The organism is Solidesulfovibrio sp. C21, assembly GCF_047785625.1.
Taxonomy (GTDB): Bacteria; Desulfobacterota; Desulfovibrionia; order Desulfovibrionales; family Desulfovibrionaceae; genus Solidesulfovibrio.
In genome coordinates this window covers 1-16361 of record NZ_JBLODY010000019.1, presented here as the reverse complement: position 1 = coordinate 16361, position 16361 = coordinate 1, and the positions used below count along the sequence as shown (strand labels likewise).

Annotated in this window: 16 protein-coding genes; 8 read left to right on the top strand and 8 right to left on the bottom strand. The window is 66.7% G+C overall.

Going from position 1 to position 16361, the window contains the following annotated elements; genetic code table 11:
- Positions 1-2: 2 nt before the first annotated feature.
- The 3 genes from hemC to ACMZ6R_RS08065 form a co-directional block, all read right to left on the bottom strand.
- Positions 3-935, bottom strand: a complete 933-nt coding sequence (hemC, locus tag ACMZ6R_RS08075) for a hydroxymethylbilane synthase (protein ID WP_416110411.1) — start codon at positions 933-935, stop codon at positions 3-5.
- 120 nt (positions 936-1055) lie between these two features.
- Positions 1056-1295, bottom strand: coding sequence for an FmdB family zinc ribbon protein (locus tag ACMZ6R_RS08070; protein ID WP_416110410.1), 240 nt, complete (start codon positions 1293-1295; stop codon positions 1056-1058).
- A 43-nt stretch (positions 1296-1338) separates the two neighbouring features.
- Positions 1339-1953: a D-sedoheptulose 7-phosphate isomerase gene (locus ACMZ6R_RS08065; RefSeq protein WP_416110409.1), complete on the bottom strand. Its 615-nt coding sequence runs from the start codon at positions 1951-1953 to the stop codon at positions 1339-1341.
- A 163-nt stretch (positions 1954-2116) separates the two neighbouring features.
- Here ACMZ6R_RS08065 and thrB point away from each other — a divergent pair, with 163 nt between their 5' ends.
- The 5 genes from thrB to ACMZ6R_RS08040 all read left to right on the top strand — a co-directional run bounded on the left by thrB (position 2117) and on the right by ACMZ6R_RS08040 (position 6904).
- A complete protein-coding gene (gene thrB / locus ACMZ6R_RS08060) occupies positions 2117-2647 on the top strand; it encodes a homoserine kinase (protein WP_416110408.1) in 531 nt (176 codons plus the stop codon).
- Positions 2644-3240: a hypothetical protein gene (locus ACMZ6R_RS08055; RefSeq protein ID WP_416110407.1), complete on the top strand. Its 597-nt coding sequence runs from the start codon at positions 2644-2646 to the stop codon at positions 3238-3240. Before thrB ends, ACMZ6R_RS08055 begins: the two co-directional genes overlap by 4 nt.
- A gap of 25 nt (positions 3241-3265) precedes the next feature.
- Positions 3266-3802, top strand: coding sequence for a hypothetical protein (locus ACMZ6R_RS08050; protein ID WP_416110406.1), 537 nt, complete (start codon positions 3266-3268; stop codon positions 3800-3802).
- Positions 3803-4036: 234 nt separating this feature from the next.
- Positions 4037-5320 carry a hypothetical protein gene (locus ACMZ6R_RS08045; protein ID WP_416110405.1) on the top strand — a complete coding sequence of 428 codons (1284 nt, stop codon included), beginning with the start codon at positions 4037-4039 and terminating at the stop codon, positions 5318-5320.
- A 651-nt stretch (positions 5321-5971) separates the two neighbouring features.
- A complete protein-coding gene (locus ACMZ6R_RS08040) occupies positions 5972-6904 on the top strand; it encodes an efflux RND transporter periplasmic adaptor subunit (RefSeq protein ID WP_416110404.1) in 933 nt (310 codons plus the stop codon).
- 454 nt (positions 6905-7358) lie between these two features.
- Here the strand turns inward: ACMZ6R_RS08040 and cobT are convergent, their stop codons facing one another.
- Both cobT and ACMZ6R_RS08030 read right to left on the bottom strand, forming a co-directional pair.
- The gene (gene cobT, locus ACMZ6R_RS08035; protein WP_416110403.1) at positions 7359-8423 is read right to left on the bottom strand and encodes a nicotinate-nucleotide--dimethylbenzimidazole phosphoribosyltransferase; all 1065 of its coding nucleotides are present in this window, start codon (positions 8421-8423) and stop codon (positions 7359-7361) included.
- A 10-nt stretch (positions 8424-8433) separates the two neighbouring features.
- On the bottom strand, positions 8434-9768 hold the full coding sequence (locus ACMZ6R_RS08030; protein WP_416110402.1) for an ATP-dependent 6-phosphofructokinase: 1335 nt from the start codon (positions 9766-9768) through the stop codon (positions 8434-8436).
- Between the two features lie 103 nt (positions 9769-9871).
- Here ACMZ6R_RS08030 and ACMZ6R_RS08025 point away from each other — a divergent pair, with 103 nt between their 5' ends.
- Positions 9872-10897 (top strand): glycosyltransferase family 1 protein, encoded by a 1026-nt coding sequence (locus tag ACMZ6R_RS08025; protein ID WP_416110401.1) that lies wholly within the window; start codon positions 9872-9874, stop codon positions 10895-10897.
- Here the strand turns inward: ACMZ6R_RS08025 and ACMZ6R_RS08020 are convergent.
- On the bottom strand, positions 10869-11258 hold the full coding sequence (locus tag ACMZ6R_RS08020) for a helix-turn-helix transcriptional regulator (protein ID WP_416110400.1): 390 nt from the start codon (positions 11256-11258) through the stop codon (positions 10869-10871). The genes ACMZ6R_RS08025 and ACMZ6R_RS08020 overlap by 29 nt on opposite strands.
- Positions 11259-11688: 430 nt before the next feature.
- Between ACMZ6R_RS08020 and ACMZ6R_RS08015 the strand changes: the two genes are divergently transcribed.
- Together ACMZ6R_RS08015 and mnmE are read left to right on the top strand one after the other, a co-directional pair.
- Positions 11689-12894 carry a PLP-dependent aminotransferase family protein gene (locus ACMZ6R_RS08015; RefSeq protein WP_416110399.1) on the top strand — a complete coding sequence of 402 codons (1206 nt, stop codon included), beginning with the start codon at positions 11689-11691 and terminating at the stop codon, positions 12892-12894.
- A 13-nt stretch (positions 12895-12907) separates the two neighbouring features.
- A complete protein-coding gene (gene mnmE, locus ACMZ6R_RS08010; RefSeq protein WP_416110398.1) occupies positions 12908-14305 on the top strand; it encodes a tRNA uridine-5-carboxymethylaminomethyl(34) synthesis GTPase MnmE in 1398 nt (465 codons plus the stop codon).
- A gap of 6 nt (positions 14306-14311) precedes the next feature.
- Here the strand turns inward: mnmE and ACMZ6R_RS08005 are convergent, their stop codons facing one another.
- Entirely contained in the window at positions 14312-15154 is an 843-nt protein-coding gene (locus tag ACMZ6R_RS08005) for a tetratricopeptide repeat protein (RefSeq protein ID WP_416110397.1), read from the bottom strand.
- 44 nt (positions 15155-15198) lie between these two features.
- Positions 15199-16281 carry an NAD-dependent epimerase/dehydratase family protein gene (locus ACMZ6R_RS08000; protein WP_416110396.1) on the bottom strand — a complete coding sequence of 361 codons (1083 nt, stop codon included), beginning with the start codon at positions 16279-16281 and terminating at the stop codon, positions 15199-15201.
- Positions 16282-16361 lie beyond the last annotated feature (80 nt).

Sequence of the window (16361 nt, the reverse complement as noted above, 5' to 3'; positions counted from 1 at the left end):
GCTCAGGATACGGTTTTGTATACGGCGTCCAGGATGGCCCGCGCGCCCATGGCCAGCACGGAGTCCGCCAGCCGCTTGCCCAGTTCCACCGCGTCGTCGCGGGTGCCGGTGGCCACGTCGCGAAAGGTGCGCCCGGTCTCCGGATCGGCCACCAGCCCGTCCAGGGAGAGCAGCTTGCCGTCGATGACGGCATGAGCGGCGATGGGGACCTGGCAGCCGCCTTCCAGACGGCCCAGAAAGGCCCGTTCGGCGGCCACGGCATCGCGGCTTTCCGGGTGGTCGAAGAAGCCCAGCATGGAGGCTGTTTCGCGGTCGTCGTGGCGGTACTCGATGCCGAGCGCCCCCTGGGCGGCGGCGGGCAGAAAGCGCGGCGGGCACAGGCGCTCGGATTTGGGCGCGGTAATCCCCAGCCGGTTGAGCCCCGCCCGGGCCACCACGATGGCGTCGAACAGGCCGTCCATGAGCTTGCTCACGCGCGTATCCAGGTTGCCGCGCAAATCGGCGATAACGAGGTCCGGGCGCAGGGCGGTGAGCTGGGCCTTGCGGCGCAGGCTGCTGGTGCCGACCCTGGCCCCTTTGGGCAGGGCGTCGAGATTATCGTAGGCCACGGAGAGCAGCATGTCGCAGGGATCCTCGCGCTTGGGCGTGATGCCGACCACGAGCCCGGCCGGCTGTTCGGCCGGCACGTCCTTCATGGAATGCACGGCCAGATCGGCCCGGCCGTCGAGGAGCGCCTCCTCGATTTCCTTTACGAAAAGGCCCTTGCCGCCCACCTTGGCCAGCGGCACGTCGAGGATCTTGTCCCCCTTGGTCTTGATGGGGAGCAGGTCCACGGCCAGGCCGGGATAGGTCTCCCGGAGCCTTGCCGCGACGTGATTGGCCTGCCACAGGGCGAGCTTGCTGCCGCGTGTGGCGATGACGAGTTTATCGCGCATGCGCTGTCCGGACGCCTTGGAAAGCGTCGGTTGGGCCGGCCCTGGCGGACGTGTCGGGTCCTGTCAGGGCCGGCCTGGTTGCCTGTCGGGGATCGCCTCAGTGGCGCAATCGCAAAAACACTAGTGGCAGGTGGCGCAGCTGCCGCCGGAGCAGCCGGCACAGCCGCCGCCCGAGGAGGCGGACGTGGCCGTGCGCGCGCCGGTCTGGCCGGCGCCGGTGCGGGTGCGGCAGGTGGACATGAGTTTCTGGGTGTCGGTCGAGGCGCACTTGGGGCAGGGCGGACATTCGGTGGCCGTGCTGGAGACGATCTCCTCGAACTGGTTCCCGCACTTCTGGCAGGTGTATTCGTAAATGGGCATAGGCTAAGGCTCCTTGAACTGTGAGGCGGGTGTCGGCCCGGGATTATCCCGCGTCGAGGTAGGGGCCGAGTTCCACCACAGCCTCGAAAAGATAATGGTCGGTCAACTTGCAAAGCAGATGGCCGATGGCGATATGGACTTCTTGTATCAGCGCCGTGCGTTCGTGGGGCACGAGCAGGGCCATGTCGCAAAGCGGCACGATGGCCCCGTTGCGGCCGGCGAGCCCCACGGTGACGCAGCCTTTTTCCCGGGCGGCCCGAAGCGCCGCCAGCACGTTGGGGCTGTTGCCGGAGGTGGAGATGCCGACCACCACGTCGCCGGGCTGGGCCAGGGCCTGGACCTGTTTGGCGAAGACCAGGTCGAAGCCGTAATCGTTGCCTATAGCGGTAAGTATGGATGTGTCCGTGGTCAAGGCCAGGGCCGGCAGGGGCGGGCGCTCCAGCTCGAAGCGGTTGACGAATTCGGCGGCCAGATGCTGGGCGTCGGCGGCCGAACCGCCGTTGCCGCAAAAAAGAATTTTGCCGCCCCGGGCCAGGGCCACGGCCATGGTGCGGGCCGCCTTGTCGACAAGGACCGCGTTTTCGGAAAAAAAGCGCGCGCGCAGGGCGTTTGCTTCCTCGGTATAGGCGGCGATCAGCCGCAGGGTCGTTTCCGACATGGATTCCCCCCTGGTCGGCGACGTCGGAAAACGTCGCGCCCGCACCTTCTTAGCCAAAGGCCGCCTCCCTGACAACGTTGGCGTCGACGGCAAAGGCCGGCTTTGAAATCGGCGGGAAAAAGGCTAGGGTCCCTTTCGCCGCAACGGCGGCCGACGCGGACCCATGCAACCACCTTTGTTTAGCCGCATATCGGATGAGCGCTGCATAAGCCTCATCGGCATGGCCGGGGCGGGCAAGACCACCCTGGCGACGCTGCTTGCCCGACGTCTGGGCTGGGCCAGCCTTGATACCGACCGGCTCATCGAGGCCACCACCGGCGAGCGTCTGGCCGATCTGCTTGCGCGCCTGGGGCTTGCCGGCTTCCTGCGCCTGGAAGAGGACGTGGTGGCCGGGCTTGGCGTCAAGCGTTGCGTGGTGGCCACGGGCGGCTCCGTGGTGTACTGCCCCCGGGCCGTGGCCCGGCTGCGGGCGAGCGGGCCGGTGGTCTACCTTTCCATCGATCTGCCCACGTTTCTTTCCCGGGTGGGCGACCCCGGGGCCCGCGCCTTCGTGGTACCGGAGGGATTGACCCTGCCCGACGTCTATGCCGAACGCCAGCCGCTCTACGCGGCGGCAGCCGATGTGACCGTGACCAGCTGCGGCGTCACGCCCGAGGCGTGCGTCGAGGAAATCCTCAAAGGAATAGCTTCGTGACCGTATCGTTTCCCGCTTCCCGTCAGCGGACCGTTTTGGCCAAGTTGGCCACGCTGTATGCCGACATGGACGCGGCCTACGCCGGCGCGGCGGCTGCCGCCGGCCTGTCCTGCGAGGGCTGCGCCGAAAATTGCTGCGTGAGTTTTTTCCAGCACCACACGCTCGTGGAGTGGCTCTACCTGCACAAGGGGCTGGCCGCTTTGTCGGCCGAGCGCCGGGAGCGCTATCTGGCCCGGGCCAGGGATTATGTGGCGTCCGCCCGGGAGGCGCTTTCCCGCGGCGAAACGCCGCGCATCATGTGTCCGCTCAACGATGACGGGCTGTGCGGAATCTACGGGCAGCGGCTCATGATCTGCCGGCTGCACGGGGTGCCCAATGTGCTCATCGGCGGCATGGGCGTGCGGGAATTTCCGGGCTGCGAGCCGTGCCAGCGGCTGGCGGCGGGAAATCCGAACATCAAGGCCATGGACCGCACACCGCTGTTGCGCCGTCTGGCCGGGCTGGAGATGGAGCTGTGGGGCAGCAAGGCCGGCCGGCCACCCAAGGTGGACATGACCCTGGCCGAGATGCTGTTGCGCCGACCGGGGGAGTAAGGCTTAAACCGGAAAGGGAGGAAATATGACGTCTCCACGCCGCTTGGCGGCTGCGCCGCGCGTATTGGCCGCGATGATTCTCGCCGTGGCGATGCTTACCGGCTGCTCCAGCCTTTCCGTGTCGCACCTCGAGTCGCGCCCGGTCATCGCCACCGCGCCGACCGGCATCACCATGAAATTTTGGCGCTTCGAATTTACCGGCGCGCTCTCCGGCGACGCCTACGTCATCCACGGCCGGGCCACGCCCATAACCTCCAGCCTGCCGCCCTGGGTCGACCGGCTGGAAGAACTGACGCTGACCGCCTATCTGCGCGATCCGGCCGGCAAGGTCCTGGCCAGCGCGGAAAAAACCTTCAAGGCTATGCCGCTTGGCCCGGACGCGGTCATTCCCTTCGCCTTCACCCTGGCCCCGGCCGGACAGGCCGCGGGCAATTACGGCATCTCCTTCGGCTACAAGGCCCTCTACGGATCGAGTTCCGCCCGCAACGCCCTGGGCGCGTCCGTGCCGCCGCCGGCCGGCAGCGTGTTCTTCGCCGGCGAAGGCGCGGTGCTCAAGGAGTAGAGGAGAGGAGCAGGAGAAGGAGAAGGGAAGAGTAGGAGGGAAGAGGGTGCGAGAGGGGAAACCCTTTTGCAAAGGGTTCTCCCCTCTCGCGCTCTCCCCTTCCTAAACCTTTTATTGGAACAAATGTGTGCGGCCAACAGGCTGTTACTATTGAAAGTCTTTGGGAAGGGGGTCCGGGGGAAACCCTTTCTACAGAAAGGGTTTCCCCCGGCTCCTTTTTCGACTTACCTTATTATGAAACGATTCCTTCGCATCGGCGGCATCGTGCTGCTTGTGGCTGTGCAGGTGCTGCTGGCGTGTTATATCGTCGACTTCGTGTTTCGCGATTATGAAAAGGAACACGTCTACTCGTATGCCTCCAGGGATGCCGCCAGCTATTCCCTGGAAAAAATGCTGCTCAACGACGTCCACGGCGTTGTCGCCAAGCGCAAGCCGGCCGGCGAGTACCGCATCCTGGTCTTCGGCGACTCCTACACCTACGCCGTGACCAAGCCGGAATACGGCTTTTGCGCGGTGCTGGAAAAAAAGCTCAACGCCATGGGCCTTGGCCGCACGTTCCGCGTGGTCAACCTCGGCTTCCCCTCCATCTCCTTTCCCGACTACCTGGAGCGCTTCGCCTTCTGGAGTCAGGCCCTGGACTATGACGCGATCATCTTCAACATTTATTTCGGCAACGACTTCAACGACGTGCGCAATACGCCCTATGACTCGGCCGTCTTTGCCGCGCATCTGGCCGACACCTGCCGCCGCGGCATGGCCTACGGCCCCTACACCCTGGTGCCGCATCAGTACCCGTTTCGGTTCATGGATTTCGTCAAGGCGCAGGTGCTGTTCAAGTTGCAAAGCGACAAGGCGCTGCGCCGGATGCTCTTTTTGCCCGACCTCGACGCGCTGGGCGTGATGCCGGACGGTGCGGACCCGCGTTACAGCTCGCTTTTGCCCCTCACCCCGGACCAGATGGCCTCGGAAATGCGTTCCAGCATGAAGCCGTATTATAAAGACACCATGTTCGCCTACAAAAACGACCTGCCCTGGTATGCGCTCTTTCTGGCCACGGCGGCCAAGGCGGCCGGCACGGGAAAACCGGTCATGGTCATGCTGTCCCCGCCGGAATGCGCCGTCTCGCCGGAAGTCGGGGCCAAGGCGGCCCGCGCCCTGGGCGAAGACCCGGCCAAGGCGGATATCGGCCTGCCCACCCGCGTCACCCGCGAGCTGGCCCGGCAGGTCGGCCTGCCCCAGGACGACATCTATGACCTGACTCCCTGTCTGGCCGGCGTCACGCCCGGGGGCAAGCGGACCTACACCGGCCGCGACACCCATTGGAGCCCGGAAGGCAACGCCTGGGTGGCCGAGCTTTTGGCCCGTCGCGTCGCCGCAAGCTGGTTCGGCCGCAAGGCGGACCCCGCCGTCTGTGCGCAAGGGCAGCCGGCCTTCGAGCCCATCCCGGCCGGCGAATTGCCGCCTCCGGCCAAGATCGAGGGGCTCGCCGCATCCATCGTGGCCGGTTGCCCGCGTTGAGCCGGCAGGAAGCGCCTTGCCGCCTGCCCCATCGCCCGGGGCGTCCCCCCGTCTGACGGCCTGTGGCCTTCCAGGCGGGGGAAGGGCAGAGTTTACCTACCAAATTGTCATTGTTGGTACGAAAACGTGGGGAAACGTGTTTCCTGGAGGGGCGGCGACAGGGGAAATCGATCAGATCCGGCCATGTTCCTGGGGAAACGTATTTTGGCACGGAGCTTGTAATAACCCGTGCGACCCCAGTTTCCAGGGAAACGGCCGGATGGGGCGTCCTCCTCCTGGCCGGCCGGCATCCCGCTCCATTTTCAGCGTTGGCTTTTGGGTTCCGCGTTTGGTGGCAAGAACGACGTTGCACGGAGCAGCGTCGTTTTTGTTTTTCTGTAACAACGGAATGTTCGTGGTGCCCAAGCCCATGTCCATCAGCGAGTTGGAAAAGCTGCTCATCGACTTCGGCATCGCCAACTGACGCCGCAACAGGCTCCAGTGTGTTTCGCGCCGGGGGGCGGGCCGCCTCCTTCGTCCTCCGGCCGCCTTTTCGCCGATCCGTTCCGCCCCTTTACGGGGCCGGCATGATGGGGTAGCCCCCAAAAAGCCGGAAAAGAACTCCCATGCCCGGCCACATCCGCGCATCGTCGCCGATGGAGGCGCTTCCCCATGCTGCAACGCCTGCTCCTGCTGCTTGCCGCCGCCGCCATGATCTTCACCGGAGTCTGGTGGCTCTATACCGGCGGCCATATCCCACGGCGCGCCAGCCCGCCGTCCCCCGCCGTCGTGGCTCCGGCCATGCCGCCAGCCCCTTCGCCGGCCCGGCCCGCCCCCGGCTCTCCGGCTGCCTGGATCGCCGCGCCCGGCCAAGTGGAACCCTGGTCCGGGGAAATTCGTCTGGGCTTCGCCATGGAAGGCATCATCGGCGCGGTTGGCGTGGCGGAGGGCGACACCGTGCGACAAGGACAGATTCTGGCCCGACTGGCCGGGGAGGAATTTCAGGCTCGGGTCGCGGCGGCCGGACAGGCCCTGGCCGCAAGCGAGGCCCGGCTCGACGACCTTCCGTCATCCGCTGGCAAGAAAGAGCGACAGGACGCCAAAACCGCTGTCGACGCCGCCAGGGCCGCATTGGCCGCCGCCCAGGCCCAGGCCGAAAAAGCCGTGCTGCGTTCGCCCATAAACGGCCGTGTGCTGCGCAGCTTCCGCCGGCCCGGCGAGGTCGTCTCCCCTTCCCGCGATACCCCGGTCCTGACCGTCGGCGACACGAGCCGGCTTCGCGTGCGCGTCGCCGTGCCCGAATGCGACATCGCCCGTCTGGCTGTGGGCCAGCGCGCCGTTCTCATCCCCCCAGCCTTCGCGGGACGCCGCTTTACCGGTAGCGTCTCCCATCTTGCCCCCAGCCTGCGCGGCCCCAAAAACGCCCGCTCCCTCGACGTCGTCATCGCCCTCGACGGCACGCCGCACCTTCCCATCGGCCTGGCCGTGCAGGCCTACATCATCGTTGGCCCAGGCGGAGAAAAGGAGCTGGAGCAGGGGATGCCGCGAGGGGAGAAGGAGAAGGAGAAGCGGGGCTCCGCCCCTGGACCCCGCCGGGGGACTTGATGTCCCCCGGACCCCCTTTTACCGGGTTGGGTTGCTGGGGTGTGGGAGAGGCTGGGGGGTGAGGGTTGTGATGTCTTTGGGTGATGGGACGCCGTATGTTTGTTGCCGCAATCGGCCCGGCGACACGAGGCGCTTCGCGCCTCGACGCCAGACACGATTGCGGCAACAACCGCGCCAGCGGCGAAGCGCCGCATTTTAAGAAGAAGAGTTTTTTTTTGAATGTCGCCCCAACGGGGCGACCGGCGTGGTGGAAGCGGAATTTGTTCGGGACGAGCCTGCCGCGTAAGCGGCGGCACCGTCCCGGCAAATTCCGCTTCCATCTTCATCCAACCGTTTCCCGACAAGCCATCCCTCCCCCGCCCGACCAGAGCCGAGAAGGGGGGACCGGGGGGCCCGTGGCCTCCCGGCGGGGTCCGGGGCAGCGCCCCGGCGAGCCTTCGCCTTAACCTTGGCCCTAGCCTTCGCTGACGCCGGCGGCGGCGAAGGTGGCCATGTTGTTGTAGATGTTGGCGCTGGCGCGCATGAGGAAGATGGCCAGGGCCGCGCCGGTGCCTTCGCCGAGGCGCAGGCCGAGGTCGAGGAGCGGCTTGTGGTCCAGGGCGTTCATGATGGGGGCGTAGCCGGGCTCGGCCGAGGCGTGGCTGACGACGGCGTAGTCGGCCACGTCGGGCGCGATGGCCCGGGCGGCGACGTAGGCGGCGGTGGAGATGAAGCCGTCCACGGCGATGGGGAGTTTGTTGGCGGCGGCGCCGAGGACGAGTCCGGCCAGGCAGGCGATTTCCAGGCCCCCGAGGGCCGCCAGGATGGCCACGGGGTCGCCGGAGTCGATGACCTCTTGGTGCAGTTCGAGGGCCTTGGCCACGACCGCGGCCTTGCGTTGCACGCCGGAGCTGTCGAGCCCCGTGCCGGGGCCGGTGACGGTTTCCGGGTCGAGGAACAGGTAGGCGCAGAATAGGGCGGTGGACGGGGTGGTATTGGCGATGCCCATGTCGCCGGTGCCCAGACATTTGACGCCTTCGGCGGCGGCCTGGGCGGCCAGGGACGCGCCGAGGAGCAGGGCCCTGGTGCAGGTCTCGATGGTCATGGCCGGGCCGGTGGCCAGGTTGGCGGTGCCGGAGGCGACACGTGAGCCGGCGAAGAGGGGATTGGGCGGAAACGGGTCGCCCAGGCATCCGGCGTCGACGACGCGGATATCGATGCCGGCGGTATCGGCCAGGACGTTGATGCCCGCGCCGCCGGCCAGGAAGTTGGCCACCATCTGGCGGGTGACTTCCTGGGGAAACAGGCTCACGCCTTCGGCGGCCACGCCGTGGTCGCCGGCGCAGACGTAGATGCGGGCCGGGTCCACGGTCGGGGGATTGCCGCCGGTCATGGCGAAGAGGCGCTGGGCCAGTTCTTCCAGGCGGCCGAGGCTGCCCCGGGGCTTGGTCAGGTTGTCGAGGTGGGCCTTTGCGACATCGAAAAGGGCCGGGTCCACCGGCCGGATGGCGGCCAGGACCTCGGGCAGGGTCAGCGGCATGAGGGCTCCTTCAGGGTTGGTCGGTCTGGGCGGCGAAGCGCGGCTGGCCCGTGGAATCCAGCACGGCCTGCCAGTATTCGGAGTTGATGTCGATGTGCTTGCGTTCACGGGTGACGAGCGACAGCGGGACGTGGACGTAGTGGTCGTTGACCGATCCGATCATGATGCCGGTCTTGCCGGCCATGCCGGCGTGGACGGCCAGACGGCCGAGGAAGCCGCAGTAGACGGCATCGGCGGTATTGGCCGGCACGGCGCGCACGATATAGCTCGGGTCGATGGACTTGAGCGTGATGGGGAGCTTTTGTTCCTTGAAATGGCGTTTGATTTCGCGGGCGAAGAGGCCGCAGAAATCGCCGAGCACCGGGTTGCCCGAGGGGTCGAAGCGGCCGGTCCGGGGGATCAGGTGCTGGCCCGCGCCTTCGGCGGCCACGATGACCGCATGGCCTCGCGAGCGCAGGCGTTTTTCCAGCACGTCGAGCACGCCGCCCGGGCCGGTGAGGGAGAAGGGCTCCTCGGGCACGAGCACCATGTTGACGTGTTTGAGCCCCATGCTGGCCTCGGCGGCGATAAATCCCGACTGCCGGCCCATGAGCTTGACCAGCCCGATGCCATAGGGCGCGCCGAGGGCTTCGACGTGGGCGCAGGCGATGGACTCGGTGGCCTGTTCGGCGGCGGTTAAAAAGCCGAAGGTGCGCGAGACGAAGTGGATGTCGTTGTCCACGGTCTTGGGGATGCACACGATGCCGATGGCGAGGTTTCGGGAGGCGATTTCCGTTTGTATGGCCAGGGCGGCCCGCATGGTGCCGACGCCGCCGATGAAGATGCAAAAGCCGATGCCGAGGCGTTCCATGGCGTCGACGATTTCGTCCACGGGCTGGGGGCCGCGCGAGGAGCCGAGCACCGTGCCGCCGAACTGGTGGATTTCGGGCACGTTGTCCGGGGAGAATTCCAGCACGTCGTGGCGGCAGGCCGGGATGAAGCCGCGAAGGCCGTAGCGGATGCCGAGGGTGGCGGCCGCGCCGTACTGGTGGTGGGCCTCCATGACGATGGAACGGATGACGTCGTTGATGCCGGGGCAGATGCCGCCGCAGGTGACGATGGCGACCTTGGTCTTGTGGGGCGAAAAGAAGATTTTCTGTCGCGGCCCGGCGTCCTCGAAGAAAACCGGGGTCGACCCGGCGCAGGACACGGAGCCCCGGGTGATGCCGACCAGCACGGCCGCGTCGTCGGGCACGAACGTGCCCACATGCTTGGGGCTGTCGCAGGCGGGCTCGCCGAGGGTTGTCACGGCGGTATCCTCCGGGGTCAGCGCCAGGTCGGGTATGGCATCCTTGTTGTTGCGCATGGCGACTCCTTGCGGCATCACGGCTGCATAACGCAGCCGCTTGTGGTGTTAGCCTTTTGAAACCGGGCCGGCAACCATGCGCCGGCATTCAAGGATAGACCTCGTGGGACGCACATTCGTTTTTTTGCCGCCGTTGCGCACCGTTTCCGGCGGGCTGGCGGTGCTGCTCGATGTGGCCGTGGCGCTTTCGGCCATGGGCCGCGAGGTCAGGCTCGTGTTGCGCGAGGCCGGGGCCACGCCGCTTGCGCTGCCGGCCGATATCCCGGTGGTTCCCCTGGCCGAGGCCGGCATGGGGCCGGGGGACGTGTACCTCGTGCCCGAGGGCTGGCCCAACGCCCTGGCCCCGGGGCTTTCGGCCGGGGCGCGCTGCGTGGTCTACTGCCAGAACTGGGCCTATCTTTTCAACGGACTGCCCGAGGGCGTGACCTGGGACAGGCTGCCGGTGACGTTTCTGGCCGTGTCCGATCCGGTGGCGCGCTATATCGAGCGGGCGCTCGGCGTCCTGCCGCCGGTCTTGCGCCCGGTCATCGACCCGGCCCGGTTTTATCCGCCCGAAGCCAAGCCCGTGCCCGCGCTGGTGCGGGTGGGGTACATGCCGCGCAAAAACAAGGGGCTCGCCGCTATGATCCGGCGGATGGTCGAAGCGCGTGCGCCGCGTACCGGCATGGCCCCCGAATTCGTGCCCATCGACGGCTTGGCGCCGGACGGGGTGGCCGAGGCGATGCGCTCCTGCCATGTCTTTCTGGCCACCGGGTTTCCCGAGGGCTGTCCGCTGCCGCCGATCGAGGCCATGGCCTGCGGCTGCGTCGTGGCCGGGTTCGCCGGGTTCGGCGGCTTCGACTACATGCGCCAGGCAGGTGAGGGCGGCTACGTGCCGAGCCTGCCGCTTCGCGACGTCCCCTGGGGCGGGAACGGATTTTACGCGGCGGACAATGACGTTTTCGGGGCAACGGCGTGTCTGGAGGCGGCCTGCTTGCTGTGGCTCAAGGGCGGCGGGAAGCTGGCGACAGTGCTGGAAGATGCGCGGCTGACGGTGGCGGCGTATGGGGAGTCGTCGCGGCGGGAGGCGCTTTTGGGGATAGGGGAGGGCCTTGGCGCGGCTACAAAAAATTCTTGTACTCCGTCTTGAAAAATTCTCCCAATCTCCGGGCCATGGCTCCGCTGACCGGCCGCCGGCCGGTCTCCAGATCGCTGACCACCGAACGGGTGGCCCCGATGCCCCGGGCCAGCGCCGCCTGGGTCAGCCCCTCGCGCAACCGGTAGGCCCGGACCGCCGCTCCCGGCGTCCAGGAGCCGAAGACCTCATCCGGGGAATACAGGGCGTCATCGTCCAAATCCTCGTCAGCGACCGGAGCCGTTTCGGACGCTTCCGGCAAAAGCGCCACAATGGCCCGAAGCGCCGCGCCAACCCGCTTGGCCTGGGATTCGGGCACGCGAAGTGAAAATTCAACAAAGCCGTCCGTAGTCCGCGCCTTCATGCGTTCCGACATAGGTTACCTCCACCTCCCGCCCTTCGCCGGTTTCCTTCCACACCGCCACATATGTCGGCCGTCCGCGCCGGATATGGCAGTGGTGGCATCCCGGCCGCCCCGTGATCTTGCCATAGTGTGGCCAACCCTGGCGCACAGGGCCGGATGTCTCGATTTCATGGACGAGTTGGCGGGCGATGGCCCGCACCGGCTCGGGCAGCCGTCGTATCTGTTTGGCCACGCGGCCGGAGATGCCAACCCTCCATGACATGACGCAAAATGTACGTATTTATTGCGTCATGTCAAACGGCAGGCCGGGCAGACCGATGTTATTGCTTTAATCTTTTCCGACTCCGGTCTAGTATACCGCGACCGGCCGCGTCTGGCGGCCCGTCGCTCCGCCTTTTTTCCGCCAGACGAGGCCTCCACTTGTACGCAGGAGGTCCTACCAGTGCCCGCTTTCGCCAAACGCATGTCCCAGGTGCGCCGTTCGTTCATCCGGGAAATCCTCAAGGTCACCGCCGATCCGTCCATCATCTCCTTTGCCGGCGGACTTCCGAAGCCCGACCTTTTTCCCATCGGCCCCATGGCCGCCGCCGCCGCCCGCGTATTGGCCGAGAACGGTCCCGCCGCCCTGCAATACTCCGTCACCGAAGGCGAGCCGGAACTACGGGAATGGATCGCCGCCCGCTACAAGGCCCGCAAGGGCATGGACGTCGATCCGGCCAATATTCTCGTCACCACCGGTTCCCAGCAAAGCCTGGATCTCATCGGCAAGGTCTTTCTCGATCCGGGCGACCTGCTCGCCGTGGAGCTGCCCGGTTACATCGGGGCCATACAGGCCTTTTCGCTGTTCGAACCGGAGTTCGCCGGCGTGCCGCTGACATCCCAGGGCCCGGACATCGACCGGCTGACGGAACTGCTCGTTTCCCGAAAAGCCAAGATGTTTTACGCCGTGCCCAATTTCCAGAACCCCTCGGGCATGACCTACAGCCTGGCCGCAAGGCGGGCCGTGGCCGAGGCGCTGCGCGTCTCCGACGCGGTTTTCGTGGAGGACGATCCCTACGGCGAGCTGCGTTTCGCCGGCGAGCCCATGCCGCCGGTGTCGTCGTTTTTGCCCGGCGGGGACGCCTTCCTGCTCGGCACGTTCTCCAAGATCGTCGCGCCAGGGCTGCGCCTGGGCTGGGTGGTGGCCACACCGGAAGCCCTGCCCAAGCTCGTCACCGCCAAGCAGGCCTCCGACCTGCACAGCTCCACCTTCGTGCAGCGGGTGCTCATCCGCTACCTGGCCGACAACGACATCGACGCCCATATCGCCACGATCAGGTCCGCCTACGGCGCGCAACGAGACCTCATGCTCGAGCGCATCCGGGCGGAATTTCCCGAAGGCGTCACCTGCACCGAGCCCGAAGGCGGCATGTTCCTGTGGGTGACGTTGCCCGAGGGCTGCTCGGCCTTTGCCCTGTTCGACCTGTGCATCAAGGAAAAGGTGGCTTTCGTGCCGGGCGGGCCGTTTTTCGTCGATGGCGGGGGGGAGCGGGCCATGCGGCTCAACTTCTCCAATGCCGATCCGGAGCGCATCGTGGAGGGCATCGCCCGCATGGGGCGCGGGATAAAGGCGCTTCTGGCCAAGGCCAGCTGTGCCGCCGTCGCGTAGGGAAAGCGTCGCCATGCCCGCCAGCCGCCTTCCGGGCGACACCATCGCCGCCATCGCCACCCCGCCGGGACGCGGCGGAGTCGGCATCGTGCGGATAAGCGGCCTGCTGGCCAAGGCCGTCGCGACAAAGCTCTTCACCTCGGCCCGGCCGGATTTCGCGGGGCTTCGGCCCTACCGGCTGCACCACGGGACCGTGCGCGACGCTTCGGGCCGGGTGCTCGACGAGGTCATGGCGGCCTTCATGCCCGGTCCCGGGAGCTACACCGGCGAGGACACGGCGGAAATCTTCTGCCATGGCGCGCCGGTGGTGCTGGCCGCCGTCCTGGCCGCCGCCTGCGCGGCCGGGGCGCGGCCGGCCGGGCCCGGGGAATTCACCAAGCGGGCCTATCTCAATGGCCGGCTCGACCTGTCCCAGGCCGAGGCCGTGGCCGAACTGATCGCCGCGCGTGGCGAGGTGGACGCGGCCCTTGCCCTAACCCGCCTTTCCGGCGGCATGGGCGAGGCCGCCCGGGAACTGGGCCGGGCGCTTGGCGAGCTTCGGGCCGGGGTCTGTCTGGCCGTGGATTTTCCCGACGAAGAGGTGGAGTGCCAGCCCAAGGAGGCCTTTGCCGACGGGGTGGCCGCCGTCATGGACCGCATCGACGCCCTGCTTGCCGCCGGACGCCGGGCCAAGCCCTTTCGCGAAGGGGCGGTCGTGGCGCTTTTCGGCAAGGTCAACGCCGGTAAATCCAGCCTGTTCAACGCCTTTCTGGGCACGGACCGGGCGCTGGTGGCCGATCAGCCGGGCACGACCCGGGATTATCTGGAAGAGGGACTCGACCTCGACGGGTTGCCCGTGCGCCTGACGGACACGGCCGGACTGCGCGAGACGCCGGACGCCGTGGAGGCGGCCGGCAAGAAGCGCGGCCGGGACAGGGCCGGCCGCGCGGACCTGGGGCTTTATGTCGTGGACGGCGCGGCCCCGTACGCCCCGGACCCCGAGGCCGAGGAACTGTTGGCGCTCCTTGGGCCAAGGTGCCTGCTGGTCGTGGTCAACAAGGCCGATCTGCCGGCGGCCGAGCCGGGCGCGGCCGAGGCGCTTCGGGCGCGTGGGCTGGAGACGGTGGCCGTCTCGGCCCGCACGGGTTTCGGCCTGACCGGGCTTTTCACCGCCATGCGCGAACGGCTGACCGCGACCGACGGCCTGCCCGAGCCGGGGGCCACGGCCCCCAATGCGCGCGAGGCGGCAAGCCTCGAGGCGGCCCGGCTGGAGCTGGCGGGACTTGCGGCCGATATCCGGGCGGGCGTGCCCTACGATCTGCTGGGGGTGCGCCTCGAAACCGCCGCGGCGCTTCTTTCGGACATCACCGGCGAGACCACGCCCGATGATGTCTTAAATGCCGTCTTCTCGAAGTTCTGCATCGGCAAGTAGGCAGCCCTACCGGTCCAGCTTGTCGCGTATTTCCCTGGCTTCGGCCATATCCGGGTCCTGGTCCAGGGCGCGGCTGGCGTAGTCGTAGGCGTCGTCCTTGCGGTTCCACTTGAGGTAGAATTTGGCGATGTTGAGAAAAGTCTTGGGGTGGCCGCCGAAATTCTTGATCGCCCCCAGATAGAGCTCCTCGGCCTTCTTGAATTCGCCCATCGAATCCCAGGCGTCGATGCTGAGCCGCCAGGCCTGCTGGTCGTTGGGAAAACGTGCGATGGCCAGGGAAAACATCTCCGCCGCTTCGGTCAAAAGCCCGGCTTCCATAAACAGCGCCCCCACGTCGCGTATGACGCCTTCTTCCGCGCCGAACGTCTCCGCCACCCGCCGCAGATAGACCTTGCCCTTGGGAAAACTTTGTTGGGCCAGATGCTCGCGGCCCAGCCGCAGCCACTCTTCCTTCTGGGTGTCGTGGCGCTTGGTGATGCGTTCCTGGTCGCGCCGCTCGGCTTCCTCCATCTTGAGGCGCAGGGCGGTCAGCTTCTTGACCAGGATGATCTCGTCGCCGGCTTTGTAGCGCAGAAAAGGGGAGGTGGTAATGCCGATGCGTTGCAGAAACGCCAGCACCCGGGGGTGGCGGCTGAAATCGTCACACATTTCCGCGAAAAGCAGGTCCACCTCGGAGCGGCCAAGCCCCAGGGCCGCGCCGGAACTCTTGATGCCCAGGGCGTCGTTGGCCGCGTCGATGCAGCGATACAGATCGTCGCGCCGCAGATAGCCCCGGGCGCGGCTGATGTTTTCACGGATAGTACGCGCATCCGCCAGCATGCGCGTACGATCGACCTTGCGATGCATCATGGAGCCTCCCCTTGGCCGTAGCGCGCCTCGAGGAGGCCGCCGTGCTACAACCCTGCCAACGTCTTCAGGCTTGCTTCTTGCTCGCGGACCCAGGCCAGCAGGTCACGCAGGATGGTTGCCGCGTCCCGTTTCGGCTGCCAGCCGAAATCGGCGGTCACGCGCCGGTTGTCGCCGATGTAGATGGCCAGATCGGCCGGGCGGTTGACGGGGTCCTTACGGATGGCGATGGCGTTGCCCGTCATTTCCTCGCACAGGCGCGTGGTTTCCAACAGCGACAGACTGGAAAATGTCCCGCCGCCGACGTTGTACACCTTCCCCTTGGCCTTCTCAAGGTCGCCAAGCTGTATGTCGAGCAGGTCAAAGAGGTCGTCGACGTGCAGCAGGTCGCGCACCTGCTTGCCCAGCCCGCCAAAGCCGATGTAGGACAGGCTGCGCTTGAAGTGATGCGCCTGCACCCACAGAGAAAAGACGCCCTGGTCCACCTTGCCGAACTGCCAGGGGCCGGCGATCACGCCGCAGCGGTTGATTACCGCCCGCACGCCGTACATGGCCTCGTATTCGCGTAACACGAATTCCGAGCACAGCTTGGTGGCGCCATACATCGACTTGGGACCGTTGAGGTCGAAATCGATGTCCAAACCGGCCGAGGACCAGCCGCGCGGGCCGTCGGCGCAGTCCCAGACAAACCGCGACTCCTCTTCACGCACCGGGATGGCATTGATCGGATCGTAGGGATAGACGCGGCTGGTGGAAAGAAACACCACGTCGGCCGCATTCCTGCGCGCCACCTCCAGGCAGTTGATCGTGCCCGTCAGGTTGGTGTTGATGAGGTACTTGGGCGAGCCGCCAAAACCGGCCAGCACCGAAGGCTCGGCCGAACACTCGAGCAGAATGTCGATCTTGTCCGTAAACTCCATGTCCTCGGGATTGCGGATGTCGCCGTGCACGAACCGGATGCCCTCGGCCGCCAGACGCGGCACGTTGAACTCCGAGCCCCGGCGCTTCAAATTGTCCAGCACGATGACCGTAAGCTCCGGATACCGGCGCTTGAAGGACACGGCCAAATTGCTGCCGACAAACCCGGCCCCGCCGGTGACAAGCATCGTCTGGTACTTGGACATGGACATGGAATGGAGACTCCTTTTGGGGATCGAGGAACCGGGGGAGGGAACCTTTTTTTGCAAAAAAAGGTTCCCTCCCCCGGTTC